13 protein-coding genes and 1 pseudogene are annotated in these 13,401 nt (G+C 57.1%); 8 read left to right on the top strand and 6 right to left on the bottom strand.

The annotated features are described in order from the left end of the window. Nucleotides 1-71: 71 nt before the first annotated feature. Nucleotides 72-1,865 (top strand): chloride channel protein, encoded by a 1,794-nt coding sequence (locus BLQ12_RS01405; protein WP_092207525.1) that lies wholly within the window; start codon nucleotides 72-74, stop codon nucleotides 1,863-1,865. A gap of 272 nt (nucleotides 1,866-2,137) precedes the next feature. Here the strand turns inward: BLQ12_RS01405 and BLQ12_RS01400 are convergent, their stop codons facing one another. The 3 genes and pseudogenes from BLQ12_RS01400 to BLQ12_RS28275 all read right to left on the bottom strand — a co-directional run. After that, the gene (locus BLQ12_RS01400; protein WP_092207523.1) at nucleotides 2,138-2,797 is read right to left on the bottom strand and encodes an HAD family hydrolase; all 660 of its coding nucleotides are present in this window, start codon (nucleotides 2,795-2,797) and stop codon (nucleotides 2,138-2,140) included. 11 nt (nucleotides 2,798-2,808) lie between these two features. After that, complete coding sequence (gene truA / locus BLQ12_RS01395) at nucleotides 2,809-3,624, bottom strand: tRNA pseudouridine(38-40) synthase TruA (RefSeq protein WP_092207521.1); 816 nt, start codon at nucleotides 3,622-3,624, stop codon at nucleotides 2,809-2,811. Between the two features lies 1 nt (nucleotide 3,625). Continuing rightward, a pseudogene (locus tag BLQ12_RS28275) lies at nucleotides 3,626-3,733 on the bottom strand (dual CXXC motif small (seleno)protein); the annotation flags it as partial. Nucleotides 3,734-3,965: 232 nt separating this feature from the next. Between BLQ12_RS28275 and BLQ12_RS01390 the strand changes: the two are divergent. Both BLQ12_RS01390 and BLQ12_RS01385 read left to right on the top strand, forming a co-directional pair. Then, a complete protein-coding gene (locus tag BLQ12_RS01390) occupies nucleotides 3,966-4,709 on the top strand; it encodes a pseudouridine synthase (RefSeq protein ID WP_319016573.1) in 744 nt (247 codons plus the stop codon). Nucleotides 4,710-4,801: 92 nt separating this feature from the next. Further along, a complete protein-coding gene (locus BLQ12_RS01385; protein ID WP_139163796.1) occupies nucleotides 4,802-5,335 on the top strand; it encodes a TerB family tellurite resistance protein in 534 nt (177 codons plus the stop codon). A gap of 171 nt (nucleotides 5,336-5,506) precedes the next feature. Here the strand turns inward: BLQ12_RS01385 and BLQ12_RS01380 are convergent, their stop codons facing one another. The 3 genes from BLQ12_RS01380 to BLQ12_RS01370 form a co-directional block, all read right to left on the bottom strand. Beyond that, complete coding sequence (locus BLQ12_RS01380) at nucleotides 5,507-6,784, bottom strand: bifunctional folylpolyglutamate synthase/dihydrofolate synthase (protein ID WP_254781938.1); 1,278 nt, start codon at nucleotides 6,782-6,784, stop codon at nucleotides 5,507-5,509. A gap of 121 nt (nucleotides 6,785-6,905) precedes the next feature. Then, nucleotides 6,906-7,103: a 30S ribosomal protein S21 gene (gene rpsU / locus BLQ12_RS01375; RefSeq protein ID WP_092207517.1), complete on the bottom strand. Its 198-nt coding sequence runs from the start codon at nucleotides 7,101-7,103 to the stop codon at nucleotides 6,906-6,908. A 195-nt stretch (nucleotides 7,104-7,298) separates the two neighbouring features. Further along, nucleotides 7,299-7,973, bottom strand: a complete 675-nt coding sequence (locus BLQ12_RS01370; RefSeq protein ID WP_092207515.1) for an adenylate kinase — start codon at nucleotides 7,971-7,973, stop codon at nucleotides 7,299-7,301. Between the two features lie 423 nt (nucleotides 7,974-8,396). Between BLQ12_RS01370 and coaE the strand changes: the two genes are divergently transcribed. From coaE to prmC, 5 genes are all read left to right on the top strand, one after another. After that, nucleotides 8,397-9,008: a dephospho-CoA kinase gene (coaE, locus tag BLQ12_RS01365; protein ID WP_092207513.1), complete on the top strand. Its 612-nt coding sequence runs from the start codon at nucleotides 8,397-8,399 to the stop codon at nucleotides 9,006-9,008. Nucleotides 9,009-9,330: 322 nt separating this feature from the next. Beyond that, on the top strand, nucleotides 9,331-10,578 hold the full coding sequence (gene rho / locus BLQ12_RS01360; protein ID WP_092207511.1) for a transcription termination factor Rho: 1,248 nt from the start codon (nucleotides 9,331-9,333) through the stop codon (nucleotides 10,576-10,578). Nucleotides 10,579-10,677: 99 nt separating this feature from the next. Then, nucleotides 10,678-10,899 carry a 50S ribosomal protein L31 gene (gene rpmE, locus BLQ12_RS01355; RefSeq protein WP_092207509.1) on the top strand — a complete coding sequence of 74 codons (222 nt, stop codon included), beginning with the start codon at nucleotides 10,678-10,680 and terminating at the stop codon, nucleotides 10,897-10,899. 166 nt (nucleotides 10,900-11,065) lie between these two features. Continuing rightward, nucleotides 11,066-12,136, top strand: coding sequence for a peptide chain release factor 1 (prfA, locus tag BLQ12_RS01350; RefSeq protein WP_092207507.1), 1,071 nt, complete (start codon nucleotides 11,066-11,068; stop codon nucleotides 12,134-12,136). After that, entirely contained in the window at nucleotides 12,120-13,016 is an 897-nt protein-coding gene (prmC, locus tag BLQ12_RS01345; RefSeq protein ID WP_175469421.1) for a peptide chain release factor N(5)-glutamine methyltransferase, read from the top strand. Before prfA ends, prmC begins: the two co-directional genes overlap by 17 nt. The last annotated feature ends 385 nt before the right edge of the window (nucleotides 13,017-13,401 follow it).

Below are 13,401 nucleotides of genomic sequence, written 5' to 3'. Positions count from 1 at the left end.
CCCCGGTTTATTTTGAAAGCCCCGGCCTTTTTGGGTCGGGGCGGCACATATGAATGTCCATTGGAGTTTTTATGGTCTTGTTGACCAAAGGCGCCCGGGGTCGAGAAGGGATCTACAACGCCGGCAAGTGGTTCTCTTATTTTCTGATCATAGGCCTTATCGCCGGATGCGGGTCGGTTCTTTTTCATTACCTCTGCCAGTTGGGGATTCATTATTTTATGGATTTTATGGCGGGGTATCGACCGACACCCCCCGCCGGTGAGCACCACCTGCTCGTTCCCACCACCCGCCCCTTCAACCGGTGGATTCTTCTGTTTCTTCCCGCCATGGGCGGGCTTGTCAGCGGTTGGCTTGTCTATACCTTTGCCCCTGAGGCCGAAGGTCACGGCACCGATGCCGCCATCGACGCCTACCACAACAAGGGCGGCTTCATCCGAAGCCGGGTGCCCATCATCAAAACCATTGCCTCCACCATCACCCTGACCACGGGTGGCTCCGGCGGCCGGGAAGGCCCCATTGCCCAGATCGGGGCGGGGTTTGCCTCGTTTCTGGCCACGCGGTTCAATCTGTCGGACAGGGAGCGGCGCATCATGATGGCCGCGGGTATCGGCGCAGGGGTGGGCAGTATCTTCCGTGCCCCTCTGGCAGGGGCTCTGTTCGCCTCGGAGGTTCTCTACCGGGACCCCGAGTTTGAGTCCGACGTCATCATTCCGGCGGGGATCTCCTCGGTGGTGGCGTACTGTGTCTACTGCCTGGTTTTCGGCTGGGGCTCTCTTTTTGAATCGCCGGATTTTCTTTTTCGGAATCCCCTGGAGCTTGGGCCCTACCTGGTCCTGGCCGGGGTGCTCGTGGCCACGGGCTGGTTCTACGTGAAGGTGTTCTACGGCACGGAAAAAGTGTTCAAGAACCTCACCGGAGTGCCCAACCACCTGAAACCGGCCATGGGCGGGCTTTGCACGGGAATCATCGGGTTTTTCTTTTCCCATACCCTGGCCTTCGGCTATGGGTTTATCCAGACAGCCCTGACCACGGGGTTGCCCATCACCATGCTTTTGACCCTTGCCATCGGCAAGATCTTCACCACCTCCTTTTCCATCGGATCCGGGGGCAGCGGCGGGGTCTTCGGGCCGTCGGTGGTCATCGGCGGTGCCATGGGCGGCGTGGTGGGCCAGATCTTCCACCAGATCATGCCGGGCGTGGTGACGGCCCCCGGGGCCTTTATCATTGTGGGCATGGCCGGTTTTTTCACAGCCGTCTCCAACACCCCAATTTCCACCATCATTTTTGTCAGCGAGATGACCAACTCGTACCATCTTTTGCTTCCGAGCCTCATGGTCTGCTCCATCTGTTATCTCATGGGCCAGAAGTTCACCATTTTCGAGAACCAGGTGAAGACCAAGGTGGACTCTCCGGCCCATGCCGGTGAGTTTATGGTGGACATTCTCCAGAAGATTCGGGTGAAGGACCTGATGCCTGCGGTGAAACAGGTCCCCCACGTCCATGAAGAGATGGGGTTTCTTGCCTTCAAGCGGTTCTTCTCGGAGACCAAGCAGCACTACTTTCCCGTGATGAACAAAGAAGAACGCCTGGTGGGTATCTTCTCGTCAACAGACATCCGGAGCGTGATTTTTCTCAAAGAGGTGGAGCATCTTATCGTGATGCGGGACATTGCCACCACCGAGATCATTTCCACCACCCCGTCCGAAGATTTAAACGCTGTTCTACAGAAATTCACCACGAAGAACATCGACAGCCTGCCCGTGGTGCAGGAGCATGACGCGGGCATCCTCATCGGCATGCTGGAACGCCGGGACGTCATCGCCACCTACAACCGCCAGGTAGAGCGCATGAAAACCAGGGGATAAATCGATTGCGAATGCTCCTTGGGCTCGTTCCTCGCCTGCGTCGCATTCGCGTACGGGCTTCGCCCGTGGGGAAAACGTAGGGTGTTGGATAAAAAAAAGGGAGACCACGTCGCTGTGACGTGATCTCCCTTCTTTATTTGTAAGGCACGGGCGTCAGCCCGTCAGCGAATGTGATGAGCCTGAGGCACGAAGGCGAAAGAGCATTCGCGAACCTGGGGTCCAGGGGCTTAGCCCCTGGCCGCCGGAGGCATTGCTTTTGTCTGTTTTGTTTTTTACAGCAGCTCGAGCAGCTCCAGGGGATGGTTGATGAGGTGTTTGGCGCCGCTCTCTTCGAGTTCTTTTCTTTCACGGAAGCCCCAGAGGACGCCCACGGGGACCATGCCTGCGCCGACGGCGGTTTTCATGTCCACGGCGGTATCGCCCAGGTAGAGCATCTCTTCGCCTTTGATGCCGGTTGTTTCAAGGATCTCCACGGCCCCTGCGGGGTCGGGTTTTCTGGGAACGTTGTCCCGTGCGCCGAGGACCTGGTCAAAGGCCCAGTGGGGCATGATGTCGGCGACACACTCCCCGGCGGACTCGTGGGGTTTGTTGGTGAGGACAAAGAGCTTGATGCCTCTCTCGGCCAGGGCGGTAAGAAGGTCGGGGATCCCTTCGTAGGGATGGGCGATGGTCCCGGTGAGCCGGTGGTAGGCAGAGAGAAATCGTTCCAGCAGGGGTTCGAAACGATGGGGGTCGGCGACTACGTCCTTGGGGGCGGCCCGTTCCACCAGCACCCGGGCTCCGTGGCCGGCAAAGTACTTGAAGGCTTCTTCCGGGTGGGTGGGGTAGCCAAAGGCCTCCAGGGTGCGGTTGGTGGCGGTGGCGATCTCTTCCAGAGAGTCGATGAGGGTGCCGTCCAGGTCAAAGACGACCCCTTTGATTTTTGATGTCATGTGTGTATCTCCTAACAGGGCCCCAGCCAGAGGCCGGCGGGGTAGAGGGGGGAGTCGGTGAACTCTCTCGGAGCGTGGGGCGTATCTTCATACGCCACCCGAACCAGGAAGAGGCCCCGGGATGGGGCGGTGGCACCGGCATGTTGTCGATTGCAGGATTCAAGGATTGCCTTGAATTCGCCCGGGGTGGTGCGGGAGAGTCCCACATCCACCAGGGTGCCCACCAGGTTTCTCACCATGAACTTGAGAAATCCGCTGCCGCAAAAGGTGAGGGTGACGAGTCCCTGACCGTGGTCGTGGACGCAGGCCTCAAAGAGGGTGCGCACGGTGGTGGCCCGGGGGCTGCCCGTTCCTTCGAAGGCCTTGAAATCATGGGTGCCTTGAAGGTGTGCGGCCGCCTGTTTCATGGCGGCGATATCCAGGGGGTTCCGGATGTGCCAGAAGGTGTCGGCACTCACGGCCGGGGCCACGGGGCGGTTGATGATGCGGTATGTGTAGCGCTTGCGCCTGGCGTTGAACCGTGCGTGAAAGGTCTCGGGGACCTTTTCGCATGCGTGGATGGTGATGCTCTCGGGGAGCATGCTGTTCAAGGCATCCTGGAATTTTTCCGCAGGGATGGCGGTATCTGCCTTGAAATGGGCCACCTGTGCCACGGCGTGGACACCGGAGTCGGTGCGGCCAGAGGCGATGACCGTCACAGGCCGGGTGAGCATGCGGGTGAGGGCCTCCTGGATGGCCTGTTGAACCGTGGGCTGATCGGGTTGGATCTGCCAGCCGGCATAAGGCGTTCCGTGGTATCCGATGGTGAGTCTGAAGGTGGTTTCCATATCAGATGCGGTTGATGGGCACGCAGGCCATTTTCCGTTCAAAGGCTTCGTCGATGAGTTCCTTGAGCCTTTCGGGGCGAAAGCTTGTGTTGCAGGACCTGCAACGGAAGGTAACGCGGGTTCATGAGCGTTGCACTTCAAGGGGGCTTCCGCATTCCGGGCACTCCCCGTGTGTGTCGGTTTGATTGAACATTTCAGATGTTTCCTGTACATAGGGTAAGGGGCGTGGCGCATTGCCGGCACGGCCCCGTATCTTTGGGTCGCAACATGGCCCAAGTCACGCATTAGGTATATAGAAGAAACGGGGCGGATTCAACCGCTCTTTGGAAGGAGAAGGGGTTGTGACTGAAATTCAGGGGGTGCGCCTGCAGAAATACCTGGCCCATGCAGGGGTCTGTTCCAGGCGAGCTGCCGAGACGCTGATCAAAGACGGGGCCGTAACGGTAAACAGCCGGGTGGTGACGGAGCTCGGAACCCGTGTGGATCCCGAATCGGATGAGGTCTGTGTGAATGGAAAGGCGGTTCGCGCCGAGGAGAAGAGAGTCTACCTTGTCCTGAATAAGCCCTTAGGGGTGATCACCTCCTGCAACCACGGGGACGCAAAGGTGGTGACGGACCTCGTGGACGTTCCGGAGCGTGTGTTTCCGGTGGGGCGGTTGGATCAGGACTCGTCCGGGCTCCTTATTCTCACCAACGACGGAAGGATCCATCATCGGCTTTCCCACCCTTCCTTTGATCACGAAAAGGAGTACCGGGTCCGCGTGGCAGCAGAGATTTCCGGCTCGGAGCTCGCGCGTATGGAGGGGGGCATCCGTCTTAAAGAGGGTATGACCCGGCCCTGCAGGATTCGCCGTGAGGCCAAAGACCGGTACACCATGGTGCTCAAAGAGGGGAAGAATCGCCAGATCAGACGCATGGCCCAGGTGGTGGGGCATGAGGTGGTGGCCCTCAAGCGGGTGCGCATGGCCAATATTCGGCTGGGGAACTTGAAACCCGGCCAGTGGCGCCATCTCTCTGAAGGAGAAGTCGCCGAATTATTGAAACGCACCGGAGTCGGCTCCGGAAAGGGGCAACGACGCAGGTGAAATTTTTGTTTGGGCGAAGCGACAGGTACAGGTGCATCCCCCGGGGCGAGTTTTACTGCCCCGGGTGTCGTCAGACCGCGGTGTGTCTGGGGATGGATACATTGACGGTAACCCGGGTGCTTGGCGTCCCGGTCCACAGGCGTTCCAAAGACTCGGGGCTGGTGAAGTGCGGCATATGCGGCGGGGTGTTTGACCGGGATGTGACGGCCTTCAGCCCAACAGTGTCCCGGGAGGGGCTCAAGCCTGCGTTGCTGGCGGTTCTTCTGGCCATGCTGAGCGCGGACATGGAAGGGGAGCATGCCGAGGCCTGCGTGGAGGTTGCGGTTGTTTCCAGTATTGTGGCGGAGGTGACCGGAGAGGCGGCGGACCCTGAAGCCCTTCGCAATGAAGCGCGTCACCTGAAAGACGATTCGGGTGCCTTGGACCAGCGGCTTAAGGTCATCACCCCTTATCTGACCAACGCCGAAAAGCGGATGCTCTTAGAGTCCGCCCTACGTGTGGCCCATGCCAATGGGGACGCCTCGGAAATGGAGATGGCCCTTATTCAGCGCATCGCGGGACTCCTTGACGTCTCGGATGCCCTGTTCCGTGGGGTGACAGAGGCCGGGCTGGAGTCGGCCGGGTGACAGCCCGCATGCACCTTTCATCTTCCGGTAAAAAAATGGGCTGCGGCGGCAAACTGGCGTAGCTTTCATGGCTTCAACAAAAAAAGGACACCCGATGCCGGGTGTCCTTTTTTTTATATAAAACCGAGGGTGCGTTTAAGACGGTCTGTCATGCCGGAGTGCCGGCACGGATCAGTGGCCCAGGAGGGCCGCCCGTGCTTCACCAGCAACATACAAAGAGCCGGCAACGAGAACCAGTTCCCCTTCCCGGGCTGAGGCGCGGGCTGAGTGAACGGCCTGCTCGATGTCGGGGATGACGGAGACGTCGCGGACGTACTTGGAGGCGGCGGCTCGCATGGACTCGGGGTCCAGACTTCGGTCGGTTTTTGCTTTGACGAGGACGACGCGCCGACAGAAGGGCAGCAGGTTGGCGAACATCTTGGGGTAGGCCTTGTCGTCCAGAATGCCAGTGACCAGCGTGATGTCCCGGCCCCGTTGCTCCTCTTCCAGGTACTGGACAAGGACCTTTATGGCTGCGGGGTTGTGGGCACCGTCGATGATGGTTTCCGGGTATCCGGCGACGCGTTCGAGGCGTCCGGGCCAGGGTGTGGTGGCCAGGCCCTGGCGGATGGTCTCGTCGGCGATGCGGAATCGGTAGCCCTTTCTCAAGCTGGCGCAGGCGGCCACGGCCAGGGCCGCGTTGTCAACCTGGTGCTTGCCGAGAAGGGAGGTTGTCAAATCGCTAATGGAGATGCCGCTGCAGCGGCAGCTGAACCCTTTTTCGGAGCGGCGGACATGGATGTCCCGGCCCAGGCGGATGACAGGGGCCTCAAGCTCCCGGGCGGTCTCTTCCACCACGCCGATGGCGCTGGCCTGACGGACACCGACGATGGCCGGGATGCCCTCTTTGATGATGCCCGCTTTTTCGTAGGCAATCTTGGCGATGGTGTCGCCCAGGTGGTCCTTGTGCTCCAGGGACACATTGGTGATGATGGACAGGGCCGGCGTCACGATATTGGTGGCGTCCAGGCGGCCGCCCATGCCTGTTTCGATGATGGCCACATCCACCCCTTTTTCAGCGAAGAGATCAAAGGCCATGGCCGTTGTCAGTTCGAAGAAGGTACCGGAGCGTTCACCGACATTGGCGGCTTCCACCCGGTTGTAGCTGGCCACAACCTCTGCGTCGGTGACCATGTTGCCGTCCACCGCGATGCGCTCGTTAAACCGAACGAGGTGGGGGGAGGTGTACAGGCCGGTACGGTAGCCGGAAAGGGTCAGGATCCTGGAGAGATAAGACGCCACAGAGCCCTTGCCGTTGGTGCCCGCCACGTGGATGACGGTGAATTTTTTCTCCGGGTTGCCAAGGCGCTCAAGGATGCCTTTCATGGTATCCAGGCCCAGGATGATGCCGAAGCGGCCGAGTTTGTACATGGTGTCGAGACAGCGCTCGTAGTCGGAATGCATTGTCATGGTGGATGTTACTCTGAAGATGTTGGTGGTGTGCCAATACAAAAAACCCGGCTATATGCAGAAGATGCCTAAGCCGGGCCTTTTGAAAAAAGAATCGATAGCGATATTGAGGTGTCAGGCCCTAGCGGTTACGGGCACTGGCAATCCTCTGTCGACGCTGCGCTTCGCGCTGCTTGCGGCGTCGGAATTCGCTCGGCTTTTCATAGCTCTTCTTGAGCTTCAGCCGCTTGAAAAGGCCGTCGTTCTGAATTTTTTTCTTCAGAATACGCATGGCTTTTTCGAGATCGTTATCGAGTACTTTAACTTCGATTTCCTTCAAATATATCGCCCCTTTCTCAACATCAGAGGCCGGTGATCTCTTGCGGTCGGCGTGATGGTTAGTCTGTATACTATTAAAAAGTAAACTCCTGTAAGGATAAAACAAAAAAAAGGTGATGGCAAGAAAAAAAACCTGCCACCACCTCTTGTGTGTCGTGTTGCCCGAAGGCCCCTGTCATTAGGGGGGATTGCGGGACTACAGCTTGGAGACGAGTTCGTCGGTGACGGACTTCATGTCTTTTTCACCGGCCAGGGTGATGTACTTGGTGGCATCGCTCTTGGCGGCGACATCTTTGAAGTAGTAGGCGGCGGCCAGGGTGCCGTCCACTTCGTTGTAATAGATGGAGTGTCGCTTGTCGATGGCTGCATCATCTTGGTCGTCGGCACGGGAGGTGAGGGCCCCGCCGCAGACGCGGCATTTGTCGCCGTTGGGCTTGATGGCTTCGATGCCGATGTTGTTGGGGTGGTTGGGGTCGTTTTCGCAGAGACGTCGGCCGGTGATGCGGAGCTTGGCAATCTCTCGGTCCAGAACGATCTCAACCACGTAGTTGAGTTCCATGCCGGCGGCTTTGAGGGACTCGTCGAGTTTTTCGGCCTGCACCTTGTTTCTGGGGAAGCCGTCCAGGAGCCAGCCGTTGGCGCAGTCGTCCTGCTTGAGGCGATCAAGGATCATGGGGATGGTGATGTCATCGGGCACGAGGTCACCGGCGTCGATGTAGCTTTTTGCTTTTTTGCCGAGTTCGGTACCGCCCTTGATGTTCTCGCGGAAGATGGCGCCGGATTCGATGTGGGCAGCATTGTACTTGTCCTTGAGGATGGATCCCTGGGTGCCTTTTCCGCTTCCGTTGGGGCCGAAAAATAAGATGTTCATGCGAAAATCCTTTCTCTAAAAGTGGTAAACGATAACCTATACAATGGGTGGACGGAGTCTTAGCGTCTCGGCTCCGTTGCCTTTGGTCCGTTAGGGTGGGGCAAGGAGAGTTCCTCGTCCTTGTCAGCCCGGTTTATTAGCGAATGCATGGAAAAACGGCAACGCCTTTCGAGGGGCGAGCCATTCGGAGGGATGCATTCTTCGATTATTTTTTACATAATCATCAAAAAAGTTTAAGTAATAGAATGCGCATGGCTTGTCAAGGGAAGGGATACATTGTATGGGATGATGGCCCCTGGCGCGGGGCGATTTTTCAATGACGCGGTGTGGAATGCGGCGGAGAGGTAAACCGCACCTTTTAAACGGTCATGCAACCATCCGGGACGGGATATCAGGGCTTCAACAGATGGAAAGCGAGGTGGAATGGTCAAGGTAGGGCTGACGGGGGGAGCTGCCTCCGGAAAAACGACGGTGTGTCGCCTGTTCAGGGAGAAGGGGGTGGCGGTATCCATTGCCGATGACCTGGCGCGGGATGCAGTGGCGCCGGGGAGTCCGGGATTTGAGGCTGTGGTTGACTGGTTTGGCGACGGTGTGGTGGGGGCAGACGGCTGCCTGGACCGTCCGGCCCTCAGGCGAAAGCTGATCTCCGATCCCGAGGCGCGCCGGGTTTTGGAGTCCATTGTTCAGCCCGAGGTGATTCGGTTGATGGAGCGGTTTCTGGAGCAGGAGGCGGCAACGGGCGCCTCCATGGCGGTGTGTGAGGTGCCCCTTTTGTTTGAGCTTAATCTTGACTCCATGTTTGACATCACCCTCCATGTGGGGGTGGATCGTTCGACCCAGTGTGCCCGGTTGATGGCAAGGGACGGCGTGTCCGAGGCAGAGGCAATGCGGCTTCTGGCGCTTCAACTCTCCGACGGGGTCAAACGGGAGAGGGCCGATCTGGTGATAGAGAATCTGCAGGGGCTTTCCGAATTGAAAGGGGCATTTTATAAGGTGTTTGAAAAAATTGTAAAAAAATGCAGTGCCCATTTATAAGTCCTTGACATGCCGCGCGCGGGATTGTATCTAACCAATAAAACCGCTCTTTTTGTCATTACCAACGTCATGATCCTTATAGGACCTGCAGAACAGACACTCACCTTACAGAAATCATGGTAAAAAATCTGTAACACATCCCGGCGTTCACAGTCGATCTGTGTGGCGCGATGTGCCTTCCGGAGGGGCCTTTTCATGTTTCCATTGCGGGTAATGCGGGGGTGGATACCATTGCACCGAAATCAATACCGAAATCAATACGGATTGGGACGACGCTGATTGTTGTTCTGGATGAGCATATAAAAATGTGGGGAAACTGTTGATGAACATTGTTGAATTGAAAGCGATGCGGATTGAAGAGCTGGCCAAGATGGCGCGGAGTCTCAATATTGAGGGCGCCGGCGGTCTTCCCAAGCAGGAGCTCATTTTTATGTTGCTTCAGGCACAAATTGAGCGGGAAGGCCAGATTTACGGGGAGGGTACCCTGGAGGTGCTTCCCGACGGGTTTGGCTTCCTTCGATCTCCGGATTGCAACTACCTGCCCGGGCCCGATGATATCTACGTCTCCCCTTCTCAGATTCGCAGATTCAACCTCAAGACCGGGGATACCGTCTCCGGCCAGATTCGCCAGCCCAAGGAGTCGGAGCGCTACTTCGCTCTGCTCAAGGTCCAGGCGGTCAACTACGAAGACCCGGATGTGGCGCGTGAAAAGATCTTTTTCGACAACCTGACGCCCCTCTATCCTGAAATGAAGGTGCAGCTGGAAAACGACAAAGACAACTACTCTACCCGCATCATCGAGCTTATGGCTCCCATCGGTTTTGGCCAGAGGGGGCTCATTGTTTCCCCTCCCCGTTCCGGCAAGACCATGATCCTGCAGACCATTGCCAACAGCATGATCAAGAGCCACCCCAATATCGTCCCCTTTATTCTGCTGATCGACGAACGTCCCGAAGAAGTGACGGATATGGCCCGTTCCGTAAAAGCGGAAGTGATCAGCTCCACCTTTGACGAGCCCGCCGAGCGTCATGTTCAGGTTGCCGAGATGGTGATTGAAAAGGCCAAGCGACTCGTGGAGCACAAAAAAGACGTTGTGATCCTTCTGGATAGTATCACCCGTCTGGCCCGTGCATACAACTCCGTCATGCCTCCTTCGGGCAAGATCCTTTCAGGCGGCGTGGATTCCAACGCCCTTCACCGTCCCAAGCGTTTCTTCGGCGCAGCCCGAAACGTGGAAGAGGGTGGCAGTCTCACCATCATCGCCACGGCGCTCATCGATACGGGCAGCCGCATGGACGAGGTGATCTTCGAAGAGTTCAAGGGTACCGGCAACATGGAGCTGGTCCTTGATCGCAAACTCGCCGATCGCCGCATGTTCCCTGCCATTGACATCAAGAAATCCGGTACCCGAAAAGAGGAACTCCTCGTTGAGAAGGGGCAGCTCGATCGGATCTGGATTCTGCGCAAGCTTCTGGCGTCCCTCAATACCGTGGACAGCATGGGCTTTTTGCTTGACAAGATCAGTGGAACTAAGGATAATATGGAGTTTCTTGATTCCATGAATTCATAATGCCACGGCTGCTTATTAACGGCAGCGTAAGGCGGCCCTTAAGGGGTTCCCTGGGTGGTATTTTTTCATATATTTATTTTTTCTAAGGAGTTTTTTGTCATGAAAAAGGGCATTCACCCCGAATACAAAATGGCCACGGCCACCTGTGCATGCGGCAACGTCATGAACGTGGGTTCTACCCGCGAAGAGATCAAGGTGGAAATCTGCTCCAGCTGCCATCCGTTCTTCACCGGAAAGCAGAAGCTTGTGGATACCGCAGGTCGTATCGATCGTTTCCGTAAAAAATTCGCAAACTTCGATGCCAGCAAGGTTGGCAAGTAAGTTTCGCGACGAAATCAAGACCGTATGGCTTGGGAGAAGAAGGGGAATCGGTTTTTACGATTTCCCTTTTTGTCGTCCGGACGGTGGGTCCGGGCAGTGAGGATTCGAACACTTCCCTTTGTGTGGTGATATTGCACTGAAAAGGGGCTATGGGGCAGGCAAAGCAATGTTTGGTAAACTCGAGGGTGTGGAAGACCGGTTTATAAAACTGGAGCAGCTTCTCAGTGATCCCGCTGTGGTCAGCGACCGGGTTCAGTATCAGAAGTATATCAAGGAACACGGTGAGATCTCCAAACTGGTGGAGGGGTATCGTCGGTACAAGAAGGTTGTGGCTGACCTTGAGGAGGCCAGGGAGCTTCTCAACGATGACGATCCCGATATGAAGGAGATGGCCGCAGAGGAGATCGGGCCTTTGGAAACTCAGGTCGAGGCGCTGGGTGAAGAGCTCAAGATTCTTCTGGTTCCCAAGGATCCCCTGGACGAGAAGAGCGTTATTGTTGAGCTTCGCGCCGGTACCGGCGGGGATGAATCGTCTCTTTTTGCGGGCGACCTCTTTAAGATGTATACCCGATACGCCGAGGGCCGGGGTTGGGGTGTGGAGCTTATGGATTCCCATGGCTCGGATGTCGGCGGTTTTAAGGAAGTGGTCTTTCAGGTGAACGGCAAGGGCGCTTACAGCTCCTTTAAATATGAGAGCGGGGTCCATCGGGTCCAGCGCGTGCCTGCCACCGAAACTCAGGGGCGTATCCACACCTCGGCGGTGACCGTGGCGGTTCTTCCCGAGGCGGAAGACGTGGAGCTCAAGATTGAGCCCAATGAACTCCGTATTGATATTTTCCGTTCGTCGGGTCCCGGTGGCCAGAGTGTCAACACAACGGATTCAGCGGTTCGCATCACCCATATCCCCACGGGTATCACGGCCACCTGCCAGGATGAAAAATCTCAGCACAAGAACAAAGACAAGGCCATGAAAGTCCTTCGTTCTCGTATCCTGGACAAGATGATCCAGGAGACCGAAGCAAAGCGTTCCGCCGCCAGAAAGGGGCAGATCGGCAGCGGGGATCGCAGCGAGCGTATCCGGACCTACAACTTCCCCCAGGGCCGGATGACCGATCACCGTATCGGGCTGACGCTCTATCGGCTGGATGCCATCATGGAAGGGGATATCGATGAGATCATCGCGTCTCTGCGAACCCACGCCCAGGCCCAGGCTCTTCAAAATGAACAAACCCTCTGATCCCCTTTTTTCAGTTTCCGTCAGTATCGGTGAGATGCTGGCGGAGGCTGCTCGCCTTTTTGACGCGGCCGGCGTGGACGCCCCGCTTCTTGCTGCCGACCTTTTGATGATGCATCTTCTTGACACCGGTCGTGCCGGCCTTGTCCTGAGAAAAGGCGACATCGCCACAGCGTCCTTGAAACAGGGCTACGAAGACCTGGTGCGGCGTCGCCTTGATCGGGAGCCCATTGCCTATATTGTGGGTGAGACAGGTTTCTGGGATCTTGATCTGGAGGTGGTGCCCGGGGTGCTTGTGCCTCGTCCCGATACCGAGACCCTGGTGGAGGCTGCCCTTGAGGTGCTATGCCAGGCGGATGGCGGGTTGCGCATTGTGGATCTGGGGACGGGGTCCGGTGCCATCGCCCTTTCCCTTGCCAAGGCTTGTCCCCAGCATGTTGTTTTTGCAACCGACCGGTCCGCAACAGCCCTTGATGTGGCTCGGGGGAATGCCCGGAAGAATAACGTGGCAGATCGTGTCACCTTTGTTCAGGGTGTGTGGTTTGACCCTTTTGTGGGTGATTCACCGGTTTTTGACGTGGTGGTCTCCAATCCACCTTATATACCCACGGCCGACATCGATCTGCTTGAGCCTGAAGTGGCAGTCTTTGAGCCCCGTCTGGCCCTGGATGGTGATGCGGACGGTCTTCGTGATCTATCGCTGATTATTTCCGGGTGTCGCCGCCATCTGAAGCCCGGTGGCTGGGTGTTCCTTGAGATGGGGTGGGATCAGCGGGAAGCGGTTCGGTCCCTTCTGGAAGTAGACGGCTTGTTTGAGTCCATTCTTTTTTTTGACGATTATGCCGGCAACAACCGGGCTGTGCGTGCCCGGCGGAAGGCCTGACGCGGTCCGGCTTAGACATCTCCGGTGGCGCTGTCGGGTGCTGCTTTTTCGTTTCCTTTCTTTTTTTTCTTCACATCTCTCCGAAACATATCGGTTTGTGCCGGGGCGGCAGAAGGTTTTCTTTTGGCTGGTCCGGAATGCCCTTGCCACACGCTGCAGGACCTGTTATTAATGTTAGGATTTATCGATCGAGGCGTATTTTTGCGCCCGACGGTTGATTGGCTCCCCTCGGGGGGCAAACTTTCAAGCGGCACAATGGGGCCGCTTTTGTTGAATTTGTCCGATTGACGGGCAGATGCATTTTAATGACACACGCCTCCTGACCCGTATCAGGTTCTTTCCTTCGATGTATCGGAGAAAGTCGATCCCGGGGATGACGGGGGCG

Origin of the sequence: Desulfoluna spongiiphila, assembly GCF_900101345.1 — a bacterium.
In the GTDB taxonomy this organism is placed as follows: Bacteria; Desulfobacterota; Desulfobacteria; order Desulfobacterales; family Desulfolunaceae; genus Desulfoluna; species Desulfoluna spongiiphila.
This window is presented reverse-complemented; position numbering and strand designations above follow the sequence as displayed.

Bases quoted from the DNA above. Each gene is read 5' to 3' on its own strand.
- BLQ12_RS01370 (WP_092207515.1), bottom strand. From the start codon at position 7,973: ATGAACATCTTATTTTTCGGCCCCAACGGAAGCGGAAAAGGCACCCAG.
- truA (WP_092207521.1), bottom strand. From the start codon at position 3,624: ATGGAAACCACCTTCAGACTCACCATCGGATACCACGGAACGCCTTAT.
- prfA (WP_092207507.1), top strand. From the start codon at position 11,066: ATGTTTGGTAAACTCGAGGGTGTGGAAGACCGGTTTATAAAACTGGAG.
- prmC (WP_175469421.1), top strand. From the start codon at position 12,120: ATGAACAAACCCTCTGATCCCCTTTTTTCAGTTTCCGTCAGTATCGGT.
- BLQ12_RS01405 (WP_092207525.1), top strand. From the start codon at position 72: ATGGTCTTGTTGACCAAAGGCGCCCGGGGTCGAGAAGGGATCTACAAC.
- BLQ12_RS01380 (WP_254781938.1), bottom strand. From the start codon at position 6,784: ATGACAATGCATTCCGACTACGAGCGCTGTCTCGACACCATGTACAAA.
- coaE (WP_092207513.1), top strand. From the start codon at position 8,397: ATGGTCAAGGTAGGGCTGACGGGGGGAGCTGCCTCCGGAAAAACGACG.
- BLQ12_RS01400 (WP_092207523.1), bottom strand. From the start codon at position 2,797: ATGACATCAAAAATCAAAGGGGTCGTCTTTGACCTGGACGGCACCCTC.
- rpmE (WP_092207509.1), top strand. From the start codon at position 10,678: ATGAAAAAGGGCATTCACCCCGAATACAAAATGGCCACGGCCACCTGT.
- rho (WP_092207511.1), top strand. From the start codon at position 9,331: ATGAACATTGTTGAATTGAAAGCGATGCGGATTGAAGAGCTGGCCAAG.
- BLQ12_RS01385 (WP_139163796.1), top strand. From the start codon at position 4,802: ATGGATACATTGACGGTAACCCGGGTGCTTGGCGTCCCGGTCCACAGG.